Origin of the sequence: Acinetobacter sp. P8-3-8, from assembly GCF_000214135.1 — a bacterium.
GTDB lineage: Bacteria > Pseudomonadota > Gammaproteobacteria > Pseudomonadales > Moraxellaceae > Acinetobacter.
In genome coordinates, this window is the sequence record NZ_AFIE01000005.1 from 40299 (window position 1) to 62374 (window position 22076).

Genomic DNA, 22076 nt, shown 5'->3' on the forward strand with positions numbered 1-22076 from the left:
AGTATCAATCATGAGCGTATTAGTAAATAAAGACACAAAAGTATTGGTACAAGGTTTCACTGGTAAGAATGGTACTTTCCATTCTGAACAAGCGATTGCATACGGTACAAAAGTTGTAGGTGGTGTAACACCGGGCAAAGGCGGTCAAACGCATATTGGTTTACCTGTTTTCAATACCATGCGTGAAGCTGTAAAAGAAACTGGTGCAAATGCAACGTCAATCTACGTGCCTGCACCATTTGTTTTAGATTCAGTAATCGAAGCAATTGATGCGGGTGTTGAGCTGATTGTGGTTATCACAGAAGGCGTACCTACTTTAGATATGCTGAAAGCGAAACGTTACCTTGAAACCTATGGTAATAATGCACGTTTAATCGGCCCTAACTGTCCAGGTATTATCACACCGGGTGAATGTAAGATCGGGATCATGCCAGGTCATATTCATCAACCAGGTAAAATCGGAATCATCTCACGTTCTGGTACATTGACGTATGAAGCTGTTGCTCAAACAACTAAGCTTGGTTTAGGTCAATCGACATGTATCGGTATCGGTGGTGACCCAATTCCAGGTATGAACCAAATTGATTGCTTAAAACTTTTCCAAGAAGATCCTCAAACTGAAGCAATCATCATGATTGGTGAAATTGGTGGTACTGCTGAAGAAGAAGCTGCTGAATATATCCAATCTAATGTAACTAAACCTGTGGTTGGTTATATTGCGGGTGTAACTGCGCCTAAAGGTAAACGTATGGGCCATGCAGGTGCAATTATTTCAGGTGGTAAAGGTACTGCTGAAGAAAAATTTGCTGCATTTGAAAAAGCAGGTATGGCTTATACACGTAGCCCTGCTGAACTTGGTTCAACAATGCACGAAGTATTGAAGAGCAAAGGTTTAGTTTAATCTAAAGCCTAAACGCTATCTGAAATGTGAAAATGGGAGTCAATAGACTCCCATTTTTTGCTTCAAGAATTTGTTTCTGAAAATTTAAGCAGATTAACCTTTGACTAAACCGCCATCGACAATTAAATTTTGACCCGTTACTGCACGTGACCAAGGAGATAAGAACAGTAATACTGCATCTGCGAATTGTTCGGGCGTAGTCACTTGTTGAAGTGGTGTTGATGTGGCAATTAAATCAAAAACTTGATCGGGTGTTGCACCACTGGCATCAGTTTTTCGTAATAAGCCACCAGACAGCATATTTACATTAATGCCGTATTGTCCCAAATCATGCGAAGTGGTACGTGTGAATGCTAATAATGCAGCTTTAGCAGCGGTATAGTCATGGTAAGGCACCACAGGGTTTTGAACTAAATTTGTCCCAATATTAATAATTCGTCCAAAATGATCTTTTTTCATATCATCTAAAGCAGCTTGAGTGGTATTTAATATGGCTTTGACAGCACTATCTAACTGTTGTTGCATGTTATTCCAGCTTAAAGTTTCAACTTTAGGACGCTGATCACCGTTAAATTTAAAAGACAATAAAGCATTGTTAATCACCGATGTAATGGCATGTCCATAATGCATTTTAGCTTTTGTAAACATGGTTTTGATTTGTTCGGCATCAGTAATATCAGCTTTGTAGATAAAAATCTGATCAGGATGTTCCTTGGCTAGTTGTTGCGCAGATTCTTCACTATTGAAATAGTTCACAACAACTCTAGCACCTTCACGAATCAGTACATGGGTAATGGCTAGTCCTAAACCACGTGCACCACCCGTGACAAGAATAATTTGATCACGTATTTCTATGATTAAAACCCAACTGAGAAAGGGAAATATTGATCATAGCATTAAAAATTAGTCTCCAGACGAGCCGATTTTTCCTTGTTTCTATTGAGGGAAAATACCACATAAAATGATGAACTTATTTTTATATTGATTGAAATAAAAGTGCTTACGAGTAACAGTAAATACTATGCTAAGGTGTGCAAATGTAATGAAATTGAAATGCTATTGGTGGAACTCAAATGGGTTTAAATGGTGGCTTCTCATTTAAAAGTGTAAATGTGCTATATTTTAGAAAATTATCTTTTACAAGATGAAATGCAAATGAAAAGGATCATCAGTAGCTTAATTCTATCATCTAGCATGATTGGATATGGCTATGCGGCTGATCTCGTATTTGCAGAACAAGAATCGGCAATAGGGCCGAATTCGCAATTTATTGATAAAAATAATAATACGATTGAAGAGTTTCCTCCGTTTCAAACAGCGCCTTTATTTAATCTTCAAACTCAAGAAAATAGCCTAAGTAATTTTAATGATACACAGGAAAGTTCTTTTTTTGATCAAGCGGACGAGCAGAAGAAACTCGCTGAAGCACATGATAAAGAGGTGAATGATTATTCAATTTTGAACAATGGATTTTATGAAAATGATCGTGTCCGTATTTTCAATTACACAGCTTATAATGTTCAACAATTGAAAAATACACTATTAAATCCAACCAATTCCAATACAAGTGGAAACGAACTTATTCTTTCTTTTGGTTATGGTATGGAAATTAAAATCAATCAGTTAAATAAAATTGGTTATGAATATATATCTAATTTCCCATATGATCGTGGGCAGTTATTACGTCTTTACTGGCTAAGAACTTTGACTTATTAATTGAATATTCTGTCCAGTGAAATTGATAAGCTTTCTAATCATGAATAAAAAATGATGAAAGCTGTACAACTTGAAACAGAAGCTTGCATTGATCTCCATTCTATCTCGTTAAATTATTATTCAGTAAATTAATATTCATCAGTCGAATAGGATGTTCAGCCATGATCAAGAAAATAGCATTATTGAGTTTAATTGGAATTTCACTCACAGGATGTATTGTTGCGCCCTATGATGATTATCCTGATCGTTATGATAACCGCCATGAGCATAGGCATGATTCTGATGGTCGTTGGGATCGACATGATCGAAATCGTTGGGAGCATAAACGAGATGATGATCGTCATGAAAGAGATAAAGATCGTCGAGATCGAAGAGATGACTAAAATATAAATCAATATATAAAGTAATCTTCATTAAAAATGGGCTCAATCAGCCCATTTTTATTGTGAAATTTATACTGTTTGCTTTTTAAATAATCCAGCATGAACAACGCCAGCTCTGGTTTGTTTTTGCAATTGCCATGTCGAAGGTAGTGTCAATTGATGTAGAGGACGATCTGCTTCTACATAAATAAATGCATCATTTTTAAGATATTGATCTACTTTTTCAGCCAATTCTTCCCACAAGTTTAGGCTATAAGGTGGATCTAGAAATACCACATCAAATTGTTCATTTTCATTCAGGCTAAGCAGCGTCTGTTGTGCAGTTTGCAGTTTTAATTGGCAATTTTCAGCTTTAAGTAATTGAATGTTATCTTTCAATACTTTGGCTTGCTTAGGGTTTGGCTCGACCATAATGACTTGGCGTGCGCCACGTGACAAAGCTTCAAAGCCTAGCGCACCTGAACCTGCACATAGGTCTAGTACGTGAGCATTCTGAATATCCCACATTAACCAGTTAAATAGGGTTTCACGAACACGATCAGGTGTTGGGCGTAGTCCATCAACATCAGCGAAGGGGAGAACGCGACGCTTCCATTCTCCACCAATAATACGTAATTGATTTTTTATTCTATTATTCACTAATATCTGCCTGTGTTGCGACTGGAGTTGCTTGCTGTGTCGGCGTCGAACTCGCAGGAGTGCTTACATTACTATGATTGGTCTGAGGAGTATTCTGCGTTGCAGGTTGCGTTGTTGCATTCGGTTTTGGCTTAGGCACTGCATTTGGATTCGCCGATAATGAGACGTCGCCACTTGGTAATTCACCTGGCTTAATCCCCGCAGTCATCAAACCACCACTGACTTGATGGCTTAAAGGTACAATTGGTTTTTTCTTGCGTGTTAATAACCAGTAATCAAATACTGGACGGGCAAGTTGTGCTGCCGAACCACCATGCTTACCATTTTCCCAAACTACTGCAATGGCAATTTCAGGATTTTCAGCAGGGGCGAAACCAACAAATAAACCATGATCGAGTTGGCGCTCAGTTAAAAGTGCTTCGTTATAGCGTTTGCCTTGAGCAATACTTTTAACCTGTGCTGTTCCTGTTTTACCTGCGATTTGGTACATCGGTGTACGAATACCACGTCCTGTACCAGTTTGGATCACATCCACCATTGCATCGCGCATTTTGACCCAATCGGCATCTGTTCCGCTGAAATTAATTTTACCTGTCGGCGCATTGAGTACAGGATGTTTTTTTGCACCTTTAGATTCACGAAGTACGTGTGGAATGACATGCGCACCGTGGTTGGCTGTAATTGCCGTCGCCATTGCCAATTGTAAAGGTGTAGCGGTAAATGCACCCTGACCAATACTCACAGAAATGGTTTCACCTTTTAACCATTTGCTTTTTCGGGTACGCATTTTCCATTCAGGACTTGGGTATAAACCTGTACTTTCACTTGGTAAATCTACGCCAGTTTTTTCACCAAAACCAAATTGGCGCATCCATGCATTCATCTTATCAATACCCATTTGGTAAGACAGGATATAGAAATAAGTATCACAAGACACAACGATAGATTTGTGCATATTGACACTACCATGACCTGTTTTTTTCCAGTCACGGAATTTATGTGAATCGCCTGGTAAATGGAAATAACCTGGATCAGAAATAGCAGTATTCCAATCTACAGTTTTATAATGAATTCCGCCCATGGCTTCCATAGGTTTAATGGTAGAACCTGGTGGATAAGAACCTTGCACAGCACGGTTATATAAAGGTTGGTCTAAATTATCTCGTAAACCACTATAATCAGCTGTGCTAATGCCTGTAACGAATAAATTAGGATTGAAACTAGGGCTCGAAACTAAAGCAAGGATTTCCCCAGTACGTGGGTCAATGGCAACAATTGCACCACGACGATCTTTAAGCTGCTCAGCAGCAACTGTTTGTAGACCATAATCCAATGACAAGTATAAATCATTACCACGGGTCGATTCTTTACGTCCTAAATGACGAAGGACATTACCGTGTGCATCTGCTTCAATCGACTCATAACCCGGTACACCATGCAATAATTCTTCATAGGACTTTTCGACACCAATTTTCCCAATCAGGTTGGTTCCTGCATAGCTTTCTTTATCAATTGATTTGAGTTCTTTGTCGTTAATTCGTCCGACATAGCCAATCACATGGGCAAATAATTCGCCATGTGGATAATAACGTGTCATTTGAGTTTCAATATTGACACCGGGGAACTGAAATTTCACTTCGCTAAAACGTGCAATATCTGTTTCAGTTAAATTCAATTTTAAAGTGACGCGTTCTGTTTTCTTTGACGTTTTTATTCGGCTATTAAAACGATCAATATCATCTTGGGTAATATTTAAAATCGGGGTAAGACGCTGAATAGTATCATCAATATCTTCTACATCCGCACGACTGAGTGTTGCGGTAAAAACCGGATAATTATCTGCGAGTAAAATACCATTCCGATCATAAATATAGCCACGCGCAGGTGCGATCGGTTGTAAACGAATACGGTTTTTATCAGAAGCTTCACTAAATTCTTGATGATGAAAAATTTGTAAATAAGCATAACGTGAAACCAGTAGACACATAAAAAATGACACGATTCCAATCGCAAAAAAAACACGACTGCGAAAAATGCGTTTTTCTTGTTGAACATTTTTAAGAGGAAACTGCTGCTTCATACGTCGTCGGCTTAAAGTACTCAAAAGAGGGATAACTGCGGGGCGAAACATTTTACCCCAAAAATGTGGTTAATTATAAAAAACCTCACATTCTCATGAAAAATATACAGAGCTTTGACTTTGTAGACAGCAAATTTATAGTGATTTGTATATGAGTTGTAAAATAATTCTGTTAAAGTCAAAAAATTACGGATAAATAAATTCGACCTAAGTAAAAGGTTAGGGGTAATGGAGAAAATAATGAAAAAAATATTTCCCTTATTATTGCTTGTGGCAGTTGGGAATTTTGCACATGCAAATACGAGAGATAGTTTACCAAGAGATGTGGAAAAGCTTTTACCAGAAGCGAAAATTAAACCAGAAGACGCATCTAAATGGAATTTTGGAGCTGGTGTTACGCAAAGATTGATTCACTTAAATGGTGAGTGGGTAAATCCTTATGGTATTGCTTACGTTAAACTGGGTTCATTTTACAATGATGATCATAAGTTTGGTGGGCAAATTGGTTACCGCATACCTGTAGCATTGAATGGAACAGATAAGAATGGTTTCTATTTAGGTATTTATGGTGGATCACTGCAAAGTAAGACGGTGGATGGAAAAGATGAAGTTCAATACGGTGCAGGTGGTGATTTGTCTTACGTCTTATTAAATAAAGAACGTATCAGTACTTTCAGTGTTGGTATGGGTGCAGGTAGTGAACTACATGATAAAAATGGCAAGATGATCGTAGAAACTAGACCGCAAATACAATTTGCGTACACATTAAGTCTAGGCTTTTAAAATTGATGATGATGTTATGAATATCTTTTGCCCGCAAATATAGAAATAAATACGAGAGTCATGCATGTTGGAATACGTTAGTGATTTGTGGCACGCTTTTACAGCCCGACCAGATCATCTTGCCATATTAAGTATCATCCCCGTAACAGCCTTTGTCACATGGGCTCACGTGTGGATGGCCCTGAAAATGGTTTTTTATCCAATTAAATTCTGGGGTTTTCACATCGGCCCATTACCCGTGGGTTGGCAGGGTATTGTGCCACGTAAAGCTGGACGTATCTCTGGTATTATCACTGATAACACGCTGTCTAAATTAGGATCACTCAAGGAATTCCTTGAAGCGATGGATCCTGAAGACATGGCTCGGATCATTGGTGAACAAGTCGGTTTTGAGTTAGAGCATTTGATCGATGAAGTGATGATTGATCGTAATGCGACATTGTGGGAAAACCTGCCTTATTCAATTAAACGAAGAATTTACGGTCAAGCGCATAAGCAAATGCCAGGGATTCTAAAAGATTTGGTGACTGAGCTCACCATGAGCGTTGAATCTTTGGTTGACATGAAAGAAATGATTGTCCGTCAAATGGAAGGCGATCGTCGTTTAATGGTTTATATGTTCCTTAAAGTGGGACAAAAAGAAATTAACTTCATTTGGCATATTAGTGCACTCATTGGTGCATTCTTTGGTATTTTCCAAATGTTCGTTTATGTGTTCGTGCCACAACACTGGACAGTTCCATTTTTCGCGGCAATTTGGGGCTTCTTGACTAACTGGATTGCCATTTGGATGGTGTTTAACCCTGTTGAACCGCATTACGTTCGTTATCCTCAATTCTTTGAATTAACTAAAAATCGTAAATTTCCATGGATTAAGCCTGTCATTCCTCGCATCGGGACGTATAATGTGCAAGGTGCTTTTATGAAGCGCCAAGAAGAAGTTTCTGATGTTTTTGCAAGTGTAGTCACAGAAGACCTGATTACGTTAAAATCGATTATGAGTGAAATGATGTATGGGCCCAAAAAGGACAAAACACGACGTATTATCAAACGTCATGTGAATGTCATTATGGAATCACCGTTAATTCGTACTGCTTTGCAATTGTCAATAGGTCCGAGTGAATACGCAAAACTCAAGACAGACTTGATTGATCGATCAATTGAAATTACGATGGTACCTGTTTGCGACCCTGCGTTTAATGCGAGCCGTGCAAAGAAAATCTTTCAGATGTTTAAAGAACGTATTCGTGAATTAACACCGACAGAGTTTCAGAACTTATTACGTCCCGCTTTTAGGGAAGACGAATGGATTTTGATTGTATTGGGCGGTGTCACTGGATTTTTTGCAGGTTTAATACATTTGTTTGTGGCTTTCATATAATTTAGATGCCATTCCGATGACAAATTTTAATTTGTCATGGCAAACGGTATCATACATATTGTTTTAAATGAGGATGTTTTTTTATGCGCATTATATTACTTGGACCACCTGGAGCAGGCAAAGGTACACAAGCTCAGTTGATCTGTAAGCGCTACAATATCCCACAAATTTCAACCGGTGATATGCTCCGTGCTGCGATTCGTGAAGGTACTGAATTAGGTCTTAAAGCTAAAAGTGTAATGGAGTCAGGCGGTTTAGTTTCTGATGAACTTATTATTGGTTTAGTGAAAGAACGTATTGCACAACCTGATTGTGTAAACGGTTGTATCTTTGACGGTTTCCCACGTACGATTCCTCAAGCTGATGCTTTAGAGAAAGAAGGTATCACGATTGATCACGTTATCGAAATTGATGTGCCTGATGAAGAAATCGTAAAACGTCTTTCAGGTCGTCGTCAGCATCCTGCTTCTGGTCGTGTTTATCATACAATTTATAATCCGCCTAAAGTGGAAGGTAAAGATGATGAAACGGGTGAAGATCTTGTTCAACGTCCTGATGATGAAGAAGCAACGATTCGTAAGCGCTTAGGTTCTTATCATACTGAAACTGAACAACTTGTTGGTTTCTACCAAGGTCGTGCAGCTTCTGGTGAAAATGCACCGACGTATGACAAGTTAAATGGCTTGCGTGCAATTGAAGATGTTCAAAAAGATTTATTTGCAATCTTAGATAAATAAGACTGTATTCAAAGCATGATTTTAAAGCTTTGACAATCAAAGAGACCTGATTCATATTAGGTCTCTTTTTTTACTAGAGTAGCGTAGACAATGAAAATTGCATTAATTGCCTTGGTTATTTTAAGTATTGTTTTTTTATTTGGCTTACTTTTTTTAAGTTTTAAGCTACTTCGCAAAGCGCAAAAAGAAGAACTGCAACAGCGCCGTGAAATGCGTAAATCTGGGCGATCTCAAGCTGGACAACAACAAGTACATCCGCAAGTCGCGGAAGAACATAAGCGACTTGAAAAGCTAAAAAAATAGTTAGAAAATAAGAAGTAGTGTTTTAATAAAGTTTCATTTTAAAAATGATGTGTGAAATAAAGACGCAAATTAATGTGCGTCTTTATTTAAGAACAAGACCATTAAAATTTCATCTTGATAACCTATTTCACTTTTCATTGCACGTGGTTCCGTCCCATAGATTTGAAATCCATGCTTTTTATAGAGCTGGATGGCGAGATCATTGGTTGATACGACCGAAAGCATAATTTGTTCAACACAATCTTGTGCATAGCTCAGAACAGTTTGTAAAAGTTGTGTTGCGATGCCTTGGCCTCTAAATTGTGGTTCAATATAAAAGCCATAGATATTTGCCTTGTGTGCATTTTTTAAGCCTGTTTCTTGAAGGAAAATAATGACACCAACAATTTGATTTTTATGAAAAGCCCCAACAATAACGCTTCTTTCAATGCGTTCTGCGAATAACGCTAAGGGTCTTTGTGATTCAACTGCATAGGTCGAGCCGAACATTTCAGGATTATGCTTAAGTCCTGAAAGTCGAATTGTTCTGAAGTCATTTGCATCATCGATATTGAGTCGTCGAATATTTATTTTTGTCATTTCTGTTTTTTAAATTGTCACTTTCATCAAATTGTATCTTATAAAATTATTGTTTTTCTGGAAATAGAAAATGGCCAGTTTAGTTACAAATTATGATTATTGAATCATTGTAAGAAGTAAAAGTGTTAAATTAAGAATCTATTTTGTTTAAATGGATTTTTGATTCATTACCACTCAATAAAAATTCAGAAACTATTAATAATTCAATAAGGTGTATATGTTTTCCCATATCATTGTAGGTGTGACAGACTTCGAGCGTGCTTTAAAATTTTATATGCCAATCATGGATGCATTACACATTAAGAATCGATTCATTGAACTAGAGAAGTCTTGGGCTGGGTGGCAATCATCACCAGAACCTCGACCGCTTTTTATTATTAAAAAACCATACAATCAGGAACTCCATTTGCAGGGTAATGGGCAAATGGTAGCATTTACAGCACAGTCACGTAAAAAAGTAGATGAAATTTATGCCCTTGCGATTAGTTTAGGCTCAAAGTCTGAAGGTAAACCAGGACTTAGACCTGAATATCACGAGAATTATTATGGCGCTTATTTCAGAGATTTAGATGGGAATAAGCTTTGTATAGTATGTCATGATCAATGTTAATCAATCGATAGCTCATTTTAACTTAATTTCTCTCACCGCCCCAAACTCATGTCGATCAGGCCAATTACATACATGCGAAACCACACATTCAGCGCATTTAGGTTTACGTGCAATACAGCAATAACGTCCATGTAAAATTAACCAATGATGTGAATCTAAAATAAATTCTTTTGGAATCACCTTAATGAGGCGATCTTCAACTTCTAAAACATTCTTACCAACAGCTAAACCTGTACGATTCCCCACACGGAAGATATGGGTGTCTACAGCCATAGTCGGTTGACCAAATGCCGTATTGAGTACCACATTGGCAGTTTTACGTCCTACACCGGGTAAAGCCTCTAAATCAGCACGATTATCAGGCACTTGGCTCTGGTGCTTTTCAATGAGAATTTTACAGGCTTTGATCACATTTTCAGCTTTAGAATTATATAAACCAATGGTTTTTATATATTCTTTCAGGCCATCCACACCCAGTGCATAAATTTTTTCAGGAGTATTCGCTACTGGAAAGAGTTTATCGGTTGCTTTATTGACACTTAAATCCGTTGCTTGAGCTGAAAGAGTGACTGCTACCAATAGCTCGAAGGGCGAGGAATAATTCAACTCAGTTTCAGGATGGGGACGTTGTTCACGTAAAATTTCAAAAAAAGTTTGAATCTGTTTTTTTGTCATATTTTTAACAGCCACAACATTCTCCTCAATGACGATTCTGTAGCGTCGTTAATTGTTGTTGCAATTCATTCAATTGCGCTAATTTTTTATCATCTGCTCGGACAGACAATTGTTTTTCAAGTTTTTTAATTTGAGTACGAAGTTTTGCCAATTCGATGGTGGTTTTAGCATCAATCGGGGGGGGAGTTTCAGTTATTTTTTGACTGATTTCTATAGATGGAACAGCTTGGACTTGTGTAGAAAATTGCGCAAATAATTGTGTATCAATTTCAGCACGTACTACTGGCCCTTTACGATGAATTCGTTGTTTTTCCTCACGTTGAATATGCGCATAGTAGCGATTTCTTAAATCATTCTGTTCTAAAACACGATGCTCTTCATTGGGTATAGGTTGAATATCTTCAATAAGATCAATGCAATCGACTGGGCAAGGCGGAATACATAATTCACAGCCTGTACATAAGTCAGTCAGTACCGTGTGCATTAATTTACCAGAACCTATAATCGCATCCACTGGGCATGCGCTTATGCACTTGGTGCAACCAATGCACTCATCTTCTCGAATGACTGCTTTCATACGCTGTGGTCGCCCATCCATCTGTATTGGCCATACACTTTCTTCCGCAGTTAGTTTCGCACGGTTGAGTAGTTCTGCAAGCGCATCAGCAACGGGTTGACCACCAGGAACACACTTATTGGCATCCTCACCAAGAACAATAGACTGCGCATAAGGAAGACAGCCATCCCGATGACCACAGAGACCACATTGAGTTTGAGGAAGAAGTGCATCAACTTGCTGGATGAGAGAAATTTGCGAATTCATCAGATAAAAATTTGCTGAGCCTAAAAGGGAGATCAAAGAAGGATATTTTGCTCATTTTAACATATTTTTATTGTATTTTATTGACCTAAAATAGAGCTAAAAATGATCTAAAATAATGCGATAATATGCGATTAATCATTAAAAAATAGACTAAATAAATATACTAAAAGTTATGATTTCTAAAATTATTTTATTGAAAATAAATATTATTTTAAAAATATTGAAAAAATGTTGTGAATCTTGAATAAAAGGGATTAAATACTTTGCGCCAAAATGTATCTTTTTAAAATTATTGCCCAGTTTTGATCCACCTTTTCTGAGGATTGTGCGTTGAAATATACTAACCTAAATGACTTCTTAAATTACGTTAAAGCACGTGATCCAAATCAACCTGAGTTTCTGCAAGCTGTAGAAGAAGTAATGACCAGTTTGTGGCCATTCATCGAGAAGCATCCAGCGTATGCTGAACATGGTTTACTGGAACGATTGGTTGAGCCTGAACGAGTGATTCAGTTCCGTGTTGCTTGGGTCGATGATCAAGGTAAAACACAGGTTAACCGTGCATTTCGTGTTCAATTCAATGCTGCGATTGGTCCATTTAAAGGGGGAATGCGTTTTCATCCATCAGTGAATCTGTCTATTTTAAAGTTTTTAGGCTTTGAGCAAACGTTTAAGAATGCTTTGACGACCTTGCCTATGGGCGGTGGTAAAGGTGGTTCAGATTTTGACCCAAAAGGTAAATCTGAAGGTGAAATCATGCGTTTCTGCCAAGCTTTAGTGATAGAGCTATATCGTCATTTAGGCTCAAATACGGATATTCCTGCGGGCGATATTGGTGTAGGTGGCCGTGAAGTTGGATATATGGCGGGTATGATGAAGAAACTCAGCAATGACACTTCTTGTGTATTTACAGGCAAGGGTTTGTCGTTTGGTGGTTCTTTGGCACGTCCTGAAGCAACAGGTTTTGGCACAGTTTACTTTGCTGAAGAAATGCTAAAAACACGTGGTGAAAGCTTTAAAGACAAAATTGTGACTATTTCAGGTTCAGGTAATGTCGCTCAATTTGCCGCAGAAAAAGCCATGTATTTGGGGGCGAAAGTGGTTTCACTTTCAGATTCGAATGGTACGGTTTATCTGAAAAATGGCTTTACCAATGAATTACTTGCAGAAGTGATGGAACTCAAAAACGTAAAACGTGGTCGTATTTCTGAGTTTGCTTCTAAGCATGGTTTTGAGTATTTGGAAGGACAACGTCCTTGGTCAATCAAGTGTGATATCGCATTACCTTGCGCTACTCAGAATGAATTAGATGCAGATGATGCCGCAATACTTTTAGCGAATGGCACGATTTGTGTAGCTGAAGGTGCAAATATGCCTTCTACACTGGATGCGGTTGAAAAGTTTGTTGAAGCGAAGATTCTTTACGCACCCGGGAAAGCATCGAATGCAGGTGGTGTTGCAACGTCTGGTCTTGAGATGTCTCAAAATGCGATTCGTTTGGGTTGGACATTTGAAGAAGTTGATGAACGCTTACATGCGATTATGAAAGAAATTCATCGTAACTGTGTGAAATATGGAACTCAGGAAGATGGCACTGTAAATTATGTCAATGGGGCAAATATCGCAGGCTTTGTAAAAGTTGCAGATGCAATGCTCGCTCAGGGTGTATTTTAATTTATATGATCAAAGTTTGCTGAATTTATACTATTCTGCAAAAGGTAGTGGTGAATATAATGATAAAGATATTCACTACCACATAATACATTGAAAAGTTTAGATTGATTTGCGTAGGTATTTCTAACTTTTGAAGGATCAAAAGTTACAAAAATCCTTAGTTAGGTGAGAGGTACGTCCTGTACCTCCACCTAACGGCGACATCCATGTCGCCAAACATGATAGCAATACTGTACTAAGCTAATAATAAAAAGCACTTTCATTACATTCGGTGAATATAAAGAATGAACTTAAAGCGTTCCTTTTACAGATTCACGTTCAATAATCATATCTTGTACATAAGCATATTTAGACTGGTCAGCAGCAGGATTCTTGATTTCATAGCGTTTAATACGAACCACTTGACGTTCATTTGGACGATGTGTGAAACCATCGATCTCGTCATAGAAGAATGTCCAATCTTTATCAACTTGGGTTTTTACCCCATTGTCTGCATATTTAATTTCACGAACGAGCAAGCATTGTTTCTTCATTACACCCGCTGAACATTCTTTAGTTTCAGGGCTGATTTCTAAGAAAATGGTTTGACCTTCCGATTGATATTTTGTTTCAGCCGTCATTTGACCTGTAAATATAAATTTTTCACCTGTTGGAGCAACGATAGTCAATGTTGGTTTTTCAACATCAGTTGTGTCGAGTACAAATGGTACTTTGCGATCTTGGAATAACGCAGCTGAAGCTTGTTCTTGTTTCATCAGTTCAGGTGAACACATCATTTGAGTGCTCATTAAGCTTCCTACTGAAAGCAAACCATTCTCAATCTTCCAAGAAGAACCTTGTGTATTACAGCCTGTTGCGATGCTTAGACGTTGTTCATCGAAGTTTAATACAATCGGTTTTGTCGTTCCCGCAGGCTGATAAGACCATTGATATGCAGTTAAAGTTTGATTGGCATTACTTTGTTGTTGTAATACTTTCACAGTAGTATCACCTAATTTTTGAATATCCCCAGATTGACATGCTGCAAGCGCTAATGGAAGAATTGCCAAAGCTAAATATTTGAATTTCATATTTTAATCACGTTTAAAAAAGCCTAGATATAGAATAAAGCATCCATCTTTAAAAGATGTGGATACATATTATAAATTCAGTTTCAATATGTATCCATTCAGCTAAAACTTAAACGATTATTAACACAGTGTTATCTATCTGTTTAATGATTATTCACATGTAAATCATTATTCACATGCAAATCATTTATATATCATTAGTCAAAACGATAGATGTCCATGCCTAATGCACCCATAGAAAAACTACTATGCACAATACTAAAGCGAGGCCCTGTACCCATTGAGAAAAATAAAGGGGCAAAGTGTTCAATCGTTGGGTGATTTCTTTCGACATAGGGAATATCTTGCCAGTCTAAAACAGCATCATATTGGCTATGGGTTAATTTATTCACCACATAATTTCGGAATGTCGATGCCCATTCAGGGACATTGTTATTATCACCATTCCAAGACAATTCTCTTAAATTATGGGTAATACTGCCTGAACCGATCAATAAAATTTGTTTTTCACGTAAAGGCGCAAGTGTTTGCCCTATTTTATAGATTTCGTCAGCATTCATATTCATAGGTAGAGAAATTTCAACCACAGGAATATCAGCATCAGGATACATGTGTAATAGCGGCATCCAAACGCCATGATCACGAGGGCGGGTGCTATTCGCATGCGCAGGAATATGTGCTTCTGCCAATAAATGTAGAATTTCTTCTGCAAGCTCAGGATTACCCGGAGCAGGGTAACGCATTTCGTAAAGTGCTGGCGGAAATCCTCTGAAATCATGCCAAGTTTCAGGACGTACACCTGTATTTACTTCGAGCGCATTACTTTCCCAATGTGCAGACATCACAATAATGGCTTGCGGTTTGGGTAAGTTTAAACTTAAACGATGCAATGCAGGCCCCACTTGTTCTGGATCAAGTGCGAGCATAGGAGAGCCGTGTGAAATAAATAAACCGGGGAGTGTTTGTAAATTCATATCAATACGCCTAAAACAGTGTGTGCAAAACGGGATTTCATCTGAATTGAGTTAAATCTTTTGAGTTGCTTATTCAAAATAATCAATTACTGATTGAAGTTTGAATCATTCATTCACAATTAATCACAACAATATCTCTCATATTTTTCAACATCATAAAATCAGAGATATTCGAAATGTTTAATTGCTATCAGCAATCTTCTTATCAACAATCATTTCAAAGTTTCAGCAATGATATAAGCCTGTTTATTTCAACAGAATGTTGCATCTATGCAACGTTGCTATCAGCTATCAATTGCAGTAGTGCAGATTAAATCAATGCTTAACCTGCCCGATGATAAGGATGATTATGGTTAATACTCATTGCTCGATAAAGTTGTTCAATCAGCATGACGCGAACCATAGGATGAGGTAGGGTGAGTTTGGATAAGGACCAATGCCAAGCGGCTGCTTTACGCACAGCTTCAGAGTGCCCATCAGGTCCACCAATCGCTAAAACCACATCATTTCCTTCAAGCATCCAGCCTTTCATAGTTTCAGCTAATTTTTCAGTGCTGAATTCACGACCGCCCACTTCAAGTGCGATTAAGACTTCATTTTGTTTGACCGCTGCCAGTATGCTGTCACCTTCAATTTGGCGGTATTTTAAAATATCTGCTTCTGAATCATTTTTACCTCGTTTTGCCATAGGTAATTCAAGGATCTGAGTCTGTACAAAAGGTTGAATACGTTTGAAATAGTCTTCAAAACCTGTAAGTACCCAAGCAGGCATTTTTTGTCCAATGGTAAGAATACGGATTTTCATATTAACAATTTCTAACGTGGCAATAGGCTATTATAACGCTATATTGATTATTCTCAGGATGAGAACAAGGACAGTTTTTTAAATAACAAACGATTATATGGCTAATATTCAAAATTGGGTTCATCGATGCAATTTCAAGATGTGTTTAATACGATTTTAAAACGGCTCATGTTTATTTTAATGAGCTGTATTTCAATAAGTAGTGATGCAGATAGCAATATTTATCGTCAGGCGGATGCTTATCGTTTAAAGGATTATTTAGACAATATTATTGCACCAGACGCGTTTAGAAATTATCAGAATACGCAAGAATTAGATCGTGTTGCGGCATATATCAAACAACGCGTTGAACAGTTTGCAATTCCTTGTGAATATCAACCTTACCAAGTCGCAGGTAAAACCTATCGCAATGTGATTTGCCATTTACAGACAGGGAATGCTCAGAAAGTCATTATTGGTGCACATTATGATGTGTACGGAAATTTTAAAGGTGCGGATGATAATGCTTCGGGTGTCGCAGGTGTGATTGAAACTGCACGTATTTTGGCAATCAATAAGACACGTTTAAAGCAGAATGTCGATTTCGTATTTTATACTTTAGAAGAACCACCGTATTTCCGAACAGAAAATATGGGCAGTTATGTTCATGCAAAATCGATTTTAAATCAAAAAGATCAGATTCAGGCGGTATATATTTTAGAAATGATTGGTTATTTTAATCATAAGCCTATACAGGAATATCCATCAGGGTTAGCTTTGTTTTATCCTAACCATGGTAATTTTATCGGCGCAGTCAGTAATTTTAGTTCACGAGATTTAGGTGAAAATTATTGTGATTCGATGAAAGCAATTCGACAATTGGATTGTCAGCGCTTAATTGCTCCATCCTTTGTGCAAGGTGTAGATTTTTCAGATCATTTGAATTATTGGAATTTTGAAATCCCAGCCATGATGATCACGGACACTGCTTTTTTTAGAAATAAGCATTATCACACCAAGGATGATACGGTTGAGAAACTGAATTTAAATAAAATGGCCGAAGTGGTCAATGGTTTAGCTTATGTACTTTTAGAAAAGAATAAATAAGTGCGATGTGTGAATTAAAATGTGTTTGCACAGCACATAAAAAAACACAGTCTTAAAAGTTTTAGACTGTGTTTTAACCTCTAATCGTCTGGAGAATCGCTTAGAAGTTAATCAACTAAAAACGATAAATCAGCTACATGTTTAATATTAAGATGGCGTTGTTTTAATATTATTCAAGTGTTCCTGATGAATATTGTGATTAAAATTTAAACACATTTTCAAGTAATTTGAAATATCAAAATAATACTTTATATCAATTACTGAACTGACTGAATTGTATTAGCGATTGTATTGGTTTGATTATTTCATTGAATGAATACCAAAAACATTACCTTCAGTATCGACGCCTAATACGATATGACCATGCTCACCAATCGCCATTTTAGCTTGGTGAATTTTTCCGCCAGCAGTTTCAATTCTGGCTTCTTCAATGGCACAGTCTTCGCTACTAAAATAAATGATGGTGCTATTTCCACCTGCAGCTATGCCATCCATTTTGACCAATGAACCCGTTGCGCCATATTGCTGCATATCCGAAGGGAAGGTCCACATTTCTATTGTCGTATCATTGGGATCACTCAGTTGGGTAAGTTGTAACTGAAGTAGTGTTTCATAGAATTTTTTGGCTCTATTCATATCATTGACATAGATTTCGAACCAACAGACTGGATTTGACATGAGAACATTCCTTTTGTTTTTGATGTGGTGATTTTTCAGTATTGTATTGAAGCTTTTTTATTATGTGGCAAAGTATGAATAGTAAAATTTGAATATTGTAAGTGAAGGCATATTATGTGATTTTATTTATATGAATATTTGTCATCTATCAGATTTATAAAGAAAAAAAGAGCGCCGTAGCGCTCTTTAATTTTGTATCAAGTTTTATGAGTCTAGCTTAATGACGGGCAGCTTTTTTGCTATCGTCAACGGCTTTCACAATTGGTGCTTTAACCAATGGTTTAGGTTGTTCAACCAATGCAAGTGGAAGAATCTCATCGATACTTTTCACTGCTTTAATTTCTAAACCATCTTTCACGTTTTGTGGAATTTCAGCTAAATCGCGTACATTATCTTGTGGGATAAAGACCAGTTTTACACCACCGCGATGTGCAGCTAAAAGTTTCTCTTTTAAACCGCCGATACGCATTGCACGGCCACCTAAGCTGGTTTCACCTGTCATTGCAATATCAGGACGAATCGCAATACCTGTAAATGCTGAAACAAGCGCAGTGGTCAATGCTAAACCTGCAGATGGGCCATCTTTCGGTGTTGCACCTTCAGGTAAATGCACGTGTACGTCAGTTTCTTCAAAACGAGAAGCTTCAATACCCAATTCATCAGCACGTGTACGCACAACGGTCATTGCAGCGGTAATCGATTCTTTCATTACGTCACCGAGTGAACCTGTTGTAATGAATTTACCTTTACCTTTGACTGCTGCAACTTCAATGGTGAGTAATTCGCCACCGACAGAAGTCCAAGCCAAGCCATTTACACGACCGATTTGAGCTTCAGTTTCAGCCATGCCGTAGTCAAATTTATGTGCACCCAAGTATTCTGGTAAGTTTTCAGCAGTTACATCAATATGTAAATTTTTCGCTTTCTTACTTACAGATTCTTTCACTACTTTACGTGCAATTTTTGACACTTCACGTTCAAGGTTACGCACACCCGCTTCACGTGTATAACGACGCACAATGTCACGAATCGCTTCTTCATGAACAGTCAATTCTTTAGCACGTAAACCATTGTTCTTAATTGCTTTTGGAACAAGGTAACGGTCTGCAATATTGACTTTCTCATCTTCGGTATAACCCGGTAGACGAATCACTTCCATACGGTCTAAAAGCGCCTCTGGAATGTTCATGCTGTTTGCAGTACAGATGAACATCACTTCAGACAAATCAAGATCAAGATCTAAATAGTGATCGTTGAATTTGCTGTTTTGTGATGGATCTAATACTTCAAGCAAAGCAGAAGCAGGGTCGCCACGGTAGTCTTGTGCCATTTTGTCAATTTCGTCGAGTAAGAACAGTGGGTTCTTCACGCCAACTTTTGTCAAAGACTGCACAATTTTACCTGGCATCGCACCGATATAAGTACGACGGTGACCACGGATTTCGGCTTCGTCACGTACGCCACCTAAAGCCATACGAACAAATTCACGACCTGTGGCTTTGGCAATTGATTCACCTAGTGAGGTTTTACCCACACCTGGAGGACCAACTAAGCATAGAATTGGACCACGAAGTTTTTTGACACGTGATTGAACAGCTAAGTATTCAACAATACGTTCTTTGACTTCATCCAAACCGTAGTGGTCTGTATCCAAAATTTCCTGTGCTTTCGGCAAGTTAATGCTGACTTTGCTCGCTTTATTCCAAGGCGTATCTAAAATCGCCTCAACATAGTTGCGAACCACAGCCGCTTCACTTGATGCAGGTTGCATTGCTTTCAGTTTACGGAATTCGTTTTCAGCTTTTTTACGAACGTGTTCTGGTAAATCAGCTTCAGCTAATCGTTTTTCGATTTCTGCAACATCATCTTCAGCACCGCCATTCATGTCAGAAAGTTCACGCTGAATCACCTTCATCTTTTCATTGAGGAAGTATTCGCGTTGGTTTTTCTCCATTTGGCGTTTTACAGAGTCATGCAATGTTTGCTCAATCTGTTGTTCTTCAGATTGTTGTAACAAATAAGTCATTAACTCTTGCAGATGCGCTTCGAACTCATCGTGTTCCAAGAATTTTTGTTTTACATCAATATTCAATGGAACGCGAGTTGCGACAAAGAATAACAATTGCAATAAATCATCTATTTTGTTTGCCGCAGCAATCAACTCACGTGCATTACGTAATTTTGCTTCTGCATATTGTGCAAATAGCGCACGTAATTCTTCAACACGTGTTGTTTGAGTTGATGCATTGACATCAACAGTCATCGGGCTTAATGCATGTTCAGCAGAGAGGTATTCACCATTATCAATGATTTCAACCAGCTTAGAACGGTGTAAGCCTTCAATTAATACTTTTATACAGTTTTCATCGTTTTCGTGATTCACAACTTGCACGATCTTCGCGACAGTACCGTATTGATATAAGTTGTCGTGATCAATTTCTTCTGTAAGCGAATCTTTTTGTGCAACCACAAATACTAAATTGTCACTGTTACGAGCCACATCAACTGCATTGATCGATTTTTCACGACCTACAAATAGCGCAATTTGCATGTGCGGATAAACCACGACATCACGTAACGCTAAAAGCGGTAATACACTTGGAACCTGTGGCTCTAAGTTTTCTTGATTCATAATAATCTCAGACATGGGCACTCCTAATGAGTGACAACGGTGTTGCCATGTTTTTTATAGTGATTGCTATTTTAAAAATTACAAGGGCGTTGCCGAATAAAAAGCGAAATTATTTGCAAGTCCTTGATTCTATATTGGGTCTTTATTGTTGAATTGGCTAAACTGTCAGAGCAATTATTTTCATTAGTCTATTCTCAGACGATATTTTTAAGGAAAATAATATACAGTATGGGGAATATGAGGCCTATATTCCCATTTAAAAGAGAAGATTTATTGTTAGGGATACACTTGGAAAACTGAGTTTTTTAACTACAGTTTTCTTCTAAAACGATAAGTCTTAGCAGGGCAAATAAAAGCATCTACAGCTTGATCCCAAGTGTGACGCTCTAAGTGAATATCTAAATATTGGAAATTATGCCCTAAGCCTAGACGATAAGGTTTGTGTGGTGCTGAAGCCAATGTTCGATCATAAAATCCACCCCCCATTCCCATACGTGTTCCATAACGATCGCAGGCAAGTAAGGGCATGATTAACAAATCTAAATGTGACACATGAATGCCACGACTTGCCATCGGTTCAAGCATTCCCAAAGCGTGTAAGCTGAAACGTTTATTACGATAAATATTTCGTGAAATTTTTACCCAAACCAAGTGATGGTTCATGTTGCAAATCATGGGCAAGTAAACACTTTTATTCAGTGCAAAGCATAGTTCTATTATTTTTTTTGTCTGTATTTCACCGAAAGCATCTAAATATAATCCGATTTTTTGTGCAGATTGGAATTCAGCCAGTCGAGAAATTTTGTGTAAGGACTGCGTTGCAAAAACACGTTGTTGAAAGCGATTGAGGCTTCGACGTTGTTTTCTTAATCTTTGGCGTAAAGTAGCAGTTTGCTGAGTCATATCAAAAATGAAGTCTACTAAGTGGTTATAGTGTAATCAAAGCAAAGGGCAGAATTTAGAATAATTCAAAAAAATTTAGTTTTTTCTGCACCTTGCTTAGCGTTCTTTGTGCTCATTGATGATAAGAATAAAGAATAATTGAATCACCTTAAAATATTAAAAAGTGCATAGGTGAGCATTTCTAATATTCACTTTAAACATTTACTGTTTTAATTCTTTGAGAATTGGACAACAATTTTCAGTGGTTGTTTTACATTCATCAATCCATGTGCTTAAACGAGTTTTGAGCGATTCTAACTCACCAATACGTTGATCAATTTTCTCTAAGCGTTGTTGAATCACATGGCGAACTTGCTCACGGTCATTCAGTTGTAAGTTTAATAACTCTTGAACTTCGCTCAATTGTAAGCCCGCATCTTTGGCTTTCTGAATAAAACTCAATGTTTCAACATCTTGTTCATTGTAATAACGATAGCTTGATGTGGTTTCAGGTACACGTAGTAAACCAATCCGTTGGTAATAACGAATCGTTTCCACACTCACGTGACATTGTTTTGCAAGTTTTCCAATGGTGATCATAAAAACCTCATAAAAGACTTGACTCTGTACCTAGGTACAGAGTTTATCTTAACACAATCAAGAAA

The 22076-nt window shown here is 37.7% G+C and carries 23 protein-coding genes; 10 read left to right on the top strand and 13 right to left on the bottom strand.

Going from position 1 to position 22076, the window contains the following annotated elements:
- Window positions 1–10 precede the first annotated feature (10 nt).
- Entirely contained in the window at window positions 11–901 is an 891-nt protein-coding gene (gene sucD, locus GGG_RS0103945) for a succinate--CoA ligase subunit alpha (protein ID WP_010112447.1), read from the top strand.
- Window positions 902–994: 93 nt separating this feature from the next.
- Here the strand turns inward: sucD and GGG_RS0103950 are convergent, their stop codons facing one another.
- Window positions 995–1756, bottom strand: coding sequence for a 3-oxoacyl-ACP reductase (locus GGG_RS0103950; RefSeq protein WP_029574432.1), 762 nt, complete (start codon window positions 1754–1756; stop codon window positions 995–997).
- Between the two features lie 300 nt (window positions 1757–2056).
- On the opposite strand from GGG_RS0103950, the gene GGG_RS21215 reads away from it, so the two are divergent.
- Window positions 2057–2617, top strand: a complete 561-nt coding sequence (locus tag GGG_RS21215) for a hypothetical protein (protein WP_029574433.1) — start codon at window positions 2057–2059, stop codon at window positions 2615–2617.
- 161 nt (window positions 2618–2778) lie between these two features.
- On the top strand, window positions 2779–3000 hold the full coding sequence (locus GGG_RS0103960; protein WP_010112453.1) for a hypothetical protein: 222 nt from the start codon (window positions 2779–2781) through the stop codon (window positions 2998–3000).
- A 69-nt stretch (window positions 3001–3069) separates the two neighbouring features.
- Here GGG_RS0103960 and rsmD read toward each other — a convergent pair whose 3' ends face one another.
- Both rsmD and mrdA read right to left on the bottom strand, forming a co-directional pair.
- On the bottom strand, window positions 3070–3627 hold the full coding sequence (gene rsmD / locus GGG_RS0103965) for a 16S rRNA (guanine(966)-N(2))-methyltransferase RsmD (protein WP_029574434.1): 558 nt from the start codon (window positions 3625–3627) through the stop codon (window positions 3070–3072).
- A gap of 4 nt (window positions 3628–3631) precedes the next feature.
- Window positions 3632–5719, bottom strand: a complete 2088-nt coding sequence (gene mrdA / locus GGG_RS0103970) for a penicillin-binding protein 2 (protein WP_010112455.1) — start codon at window positions 5717–5719, stop codon at window positions 3632–3634.
- A 240-nt stretch (window positions 5720–5959) separates the two neighbouring features.
- Here mrdA and GGG_RS0103975 point away from each other — a divergent pair, with 240 nt between their 5' ends.
- From GGG_RS0103975 to GGG_RS0103990, 4 genes are all read left to right on the top strand, one after another.
- Window positions 5960–6502 (top strand): hypothetical protein, encoded by a 543-nt coding sequence (locus tag GGG_RS0103975; protein WP_010112456.1) that lies wholly within the window; start codon window positions 5960–5962, stop codon window positions 6500–6502.
- A gap of 64 nt (window positions 6503–6566) precedes the next feature.
- A complete protein-coding gene (locus tag GGG_RS0103980; protein ID WP_010112458.1) occupies window positions 6567–7883 on the top strand; it encodes a membrane protein in 1317 nt (438 codons plus the stop codon).
- A gap of 83 nt (window positions 7884–7966) precedes the next feature.
- Window positions 7967–8620, top strand: coding sequence for an adenylate kinase (gene adk, locus GGG_RS0103985; RefSeq protein ID WP_010112460.1), 654 nt, complete (start codon window positions 7967–7969; stop codon window positions 8618–8620).
- A 90-nt stretch (window positions 8621–8710) separates the two neighbouring features.
- Window positions 8711–8923 (top strand): hypothetical protein, encoded by a 213-nt coding sequence (locus GGG_RS0103990; protein ID WP_010112463.1) that lies wholly within the window; start codon window positions 8711–8713, stop codon window positions 8921–8923.
- 69 nt (window positions 8924–8992) lie between these two features.
- Here GGG_RS0103990 and GGG_RS0103995 read toward each other — a convergent pair whose 3' ends face one another.
- The gene (locus GGG_RS0103995; RefSeq protein ID WP_010112465.1) at window positions 8993–9502 is read right to left on the bottom strand and encodes a GNAT family N-acetyltransferase; all 510 of its coding nucleotides are present in this window, start codon (window positions 9500–9502) and stop codon (window positions 8993–8995) included.
- Between the two features lie 217 nt (window positions 9503–9719).
- On the opposite strand from GGG_RS0103995, the gene GGG_RS0104000 reads away from it, so the two are divergent.
- Window positions 9720–10112 (top strand): VOC family protein, encoded by a 393-nt coding sequence (locus GGG_RS0104000; protein ID WP_010112467.1) that lies wholly within the window; start codon window positions 9720–9722, stop codon window positions 10110–10112.
- A gap of 12 nt (window positions 10113–10124) precedes the next feature.
- Here GGG_RS0104000 and nth read toward each other — a convergent pair whose 3' ends face one another.
- Window positions 10125–10802 carry an endonuclease III gene (nth, locus tag GGG_RS0104005; protein WP_010112469.1) on the bottom strand — a complete coding sequence of 226 codons (678 nt, stop codon included), beginning with the start codon at window positions 10800–10802 and terminating at the stop codon, window positions 10125–10127.
- A gap of 10 nt (window positions 10803–10812) precedes the next feature.
- Window positions 10813–11643, bottom strand: coding sequence for an RnfABCDGE type electron transport complex subunit B (locus tag GGG_RS0104010; RefSeq protein ID WP_264650119.1), 831 nt, complete (start codon window positions 11641–11643; stop codon window positions 10813–10815).
- 297 nt (window positions 11644–11940) lie between these two features.
- Here GGG_RS0104010 and gdhA point away from each other — a divergent pair, with 297 nt between their 5' ends.
- Window positions 11941–13284: an NADP-specific glutamate dehydrogenase gene (gdhA, locus tag GGG_RS0104015; protein ID WP_010112473.1), complete on the top strand. Its 1344-nt coding sequence runs from the start codon at window positions 11941–11943 to the stop codon at window positions 13282–13284.
- 290 nt (window positions 13285–13574) lie between these two features.
- Here gdhA and GGG_RS0104020 read toward each other — a convergent pair whose 3' ends face one another.
- The 3 genes from GGG_RS0104020 to rlmH form a co-directional block, all read right to left on the bottom strand.
- Window positions 13575–14354 (bottom strand): META and DUF4377 domain-containing protein, encoded by a 780-nt coding sequence (locus GGG_RS0104020; protein WP_010112474.1) that lies wholly within the window; start codon window positions 14352–14354, stop codon window positions 13575–13577.
- Between the two features lie 197 nt (window positions 14355–14551).
- Window positions 14552–15328 carry a dioxygenase gene (locus tag GGG_RS0104025; RefSeq protein WP_010112477.1) on the bottom strand — a complete coding sequence of 259 codons (777 nt, stop codon included), beginning with the start codon at window positions 15326–15328 and terminating at the stop codon, window positions 14552–14554.
- Window positions 15329–15650: 322 nt separating this feature from the next.
- The gene (gene rlmH / locus GGG_RS0104030) at window positions 15651–16133 is read right to left on the bottom strand and encodes a 23S rRNA (pseudouridine(1915)-N(3))-methyltransferase RlmH (protein WP_010112479.1); all 483 of its coding nucleotides are present in this window, start codon (window positions 16131–16133) and stop codon (window positions 15651–15653) included.
- A 168-nt stretch (window positions 16134–16301) separates the two neighbouring features.
- On the opposite strand from rlmH, the gene GGG_RS0104035 reads away from it, so the two are divergent.
- Window positions 16302–17219 (top strand): M28 family peptidase, encoded by a 918-nt coding sequence (locus GGG_RS0104035; RefSeq protein ID WP_171057653.1) that lies wholly within the window; start codon window positions 16302–16304, stop codon window positions 17217–17219.
- Window positions 17220–17519: 300 nt separating this feature from the next.
- Here the strand turns inward: GGG_RS0104035 and GGG_RS0104040 are convergent, their stop codons facing one another.
- From GGG_RS0104040 to GGG_RS0104055, 4 genes are all read right to left on the bottom strand, one after another.
- On the bottom strand, window positions 17520–17897 hold the full coding sequence (locus tag GGG_RS0104040; RefSeq protein ID WP_010112482.1) for a VOC family protein: 378 nt from the start codon (window positions 17895–17897) through the stop codon (window positions 17520–17522).
- A gap of 217 nt (window positions 17898–18114) precedes the next feature.
- Window positions 18115–20544 (bottom strand): endopeptidase La, encoded by a 2430-nt coding sequence (lon, locus tag GGG_RS0104045; RefSeq protein WP_010112484.1) that lies wholly within the window; start codon window positions 20542–20544, stop codon window positions 18115–18117.
- Between the two features lie 294 nt (window positions 20545–20838).
- The gene (locus GGG_RS0104050) at window positions 20839–21432 is read right to left on the bottom strand and encodes a 5-formyltetrahydrofolate cyclo-ligase (RefSeq protein WP_010112487.1); all 594 of its coding nucleotides are present in this window, start codon (window positions 21430–21432) and stop codon (window positions 20839–20841) included.
- Between the two features lie 201 nt (window positions 21433–21633).
- Complete coding sequence (locus tag GGG_RS0104055; RefSeq protein ID WP_010112488.1) at window positions 21634–22011, bottom strand: MerR family transcriptional regulator; 378 nt, start codon at window positions 22009–22011, stop codon at window positions 21634–21636.
- Window positions 22012–22076 lie beyond the last annotated feature (65 nt).

Excerpts from the sequence above, each read along its gene's own strand:
- sucD (WP_010112447.1), top strand. The coding sequence starts at position 11 with ATGAGCGTATTAGTAAATAAAGACACAAAAGTATTGGTACAAGGTTTC.
- GGG_RS21215 (WP_029574433.1), top strand. The coding sequence starts at position 2,057 with ATGAAAAGGATCATCAGTAGCTTAATTCTATCATCTAGCATGATTGGA.
- GGG_RS0103960 (WP_010112453.1), top strand. The coding sequence starts at position 2,779 with ATGATCAAGAAAATAGCATTATTGAGTTTAATTGGAATTTCACTCACA.
- mrdA (WP_010112455.1), bottom strand. The coding sequence starts at position 5,719 with ATGAAGCAGCAGTTTCCTCTTAAAAATGTTCAACAAGAAAAACGCATT.
- GGG_RS0103975 (WP_010112456.1), top strand. The coding sequence starts at position 5,960 with ATGAAAAAAATATTTCCCTTATTATTGCTTGTGGCAGTTGGGAATTTT.
- GGG_RS0103980 (WP_010112458.1), top strand. The coding sequence starts at position 6,567 with ATGTTGGAATACGTTAGTGATTTGTGGCACGCTTTTACAGCCCGACCA.
- adk (WP_010112460.1), top strand. The coding sequence starts at position 7,967 with ATGCGCATTATATTACTTGGACCACCTGGAGCAGGCAAAGGTACACAA.
- GGG_RS0103990 (WP_010112463.1), top strand. The coding sequence starts at position 8,711 with ATGAAAATTGCATTAATTGCCTTGGTTATTTTAAGTATTGTTTTTTTA.
- GGG_RS0103995 (WP_010112465.1), bottom strand. The coding sequence starts at position 9,502 with ATGACAAAAATAAATATTCGACGACTCAATATCGATGATGCAAATGAC.
- GGG_RS0104000 (WP_010112467.1), top strand. The coding sequence starts at position 9,720 with ATGTTTTCCCATATCATTGTAGGTGTGACAGACTTCGAGCGTGCTTTA.
- GGG_RS0104020 (WP_010112474.1), bottom strand. The coding sequence starts at position 14,354 with ATGAAATTCAAATATTTAGCTTTGGCAATTCTTCCATTAGCGCTTGCA.
- GGG_RS0104025 (WP_010112477.1), bottom strand. The coding sequence starts at position 15,328 with ATGAATTTACAAACACTCCCCGGTTTATTTATTTCACACGGCTCTCCT.
- rlmH (WP_010112479.1), bottom strand. The coding sequence starts at position 16,133 with ATGAAAATCCGTATTCTTACCATTGGACAAAAAATGCCTGCTTGGGTA.
- GGG_RS0104035 (WP_171057653.1), top strand. The coding sequence starts at position 16,302 with ATGTTTATTTTAATGAGCTGTATTTCAATAAGTAGTGATGCAGATAGC.
- GGG_RS0104040 (WP_010112482.1), bottom strand. The coding sequence starts at position 17,897 with ATGTCAAATCCAGTCTGTTGGTTCGAAATCTATGTCAATGATATGAAT.
- lon (WP_010112484.1), bottom strand. The coding sequence starts at position 20,544 with ATGTCTGAGATTATTATGAATCAAGAAAACTTAGAGCCACAGGTTCCA.
- GGG_RS0104050 (WP_010112487.1), bottom strand. The coding sequence starts at position 21,432 with ATGACTCAGCAAACTGCTACTTTACGCCAAAGATTAAGAAAACAACGT.
- GGG_RS0104055 (WP_010112488.1), bottom strand. The coding sequence starts at position 22,011 with ATGATCACCATTGGAAAACTTGCAAAACAATGTCACGTGAGTGTGGAA.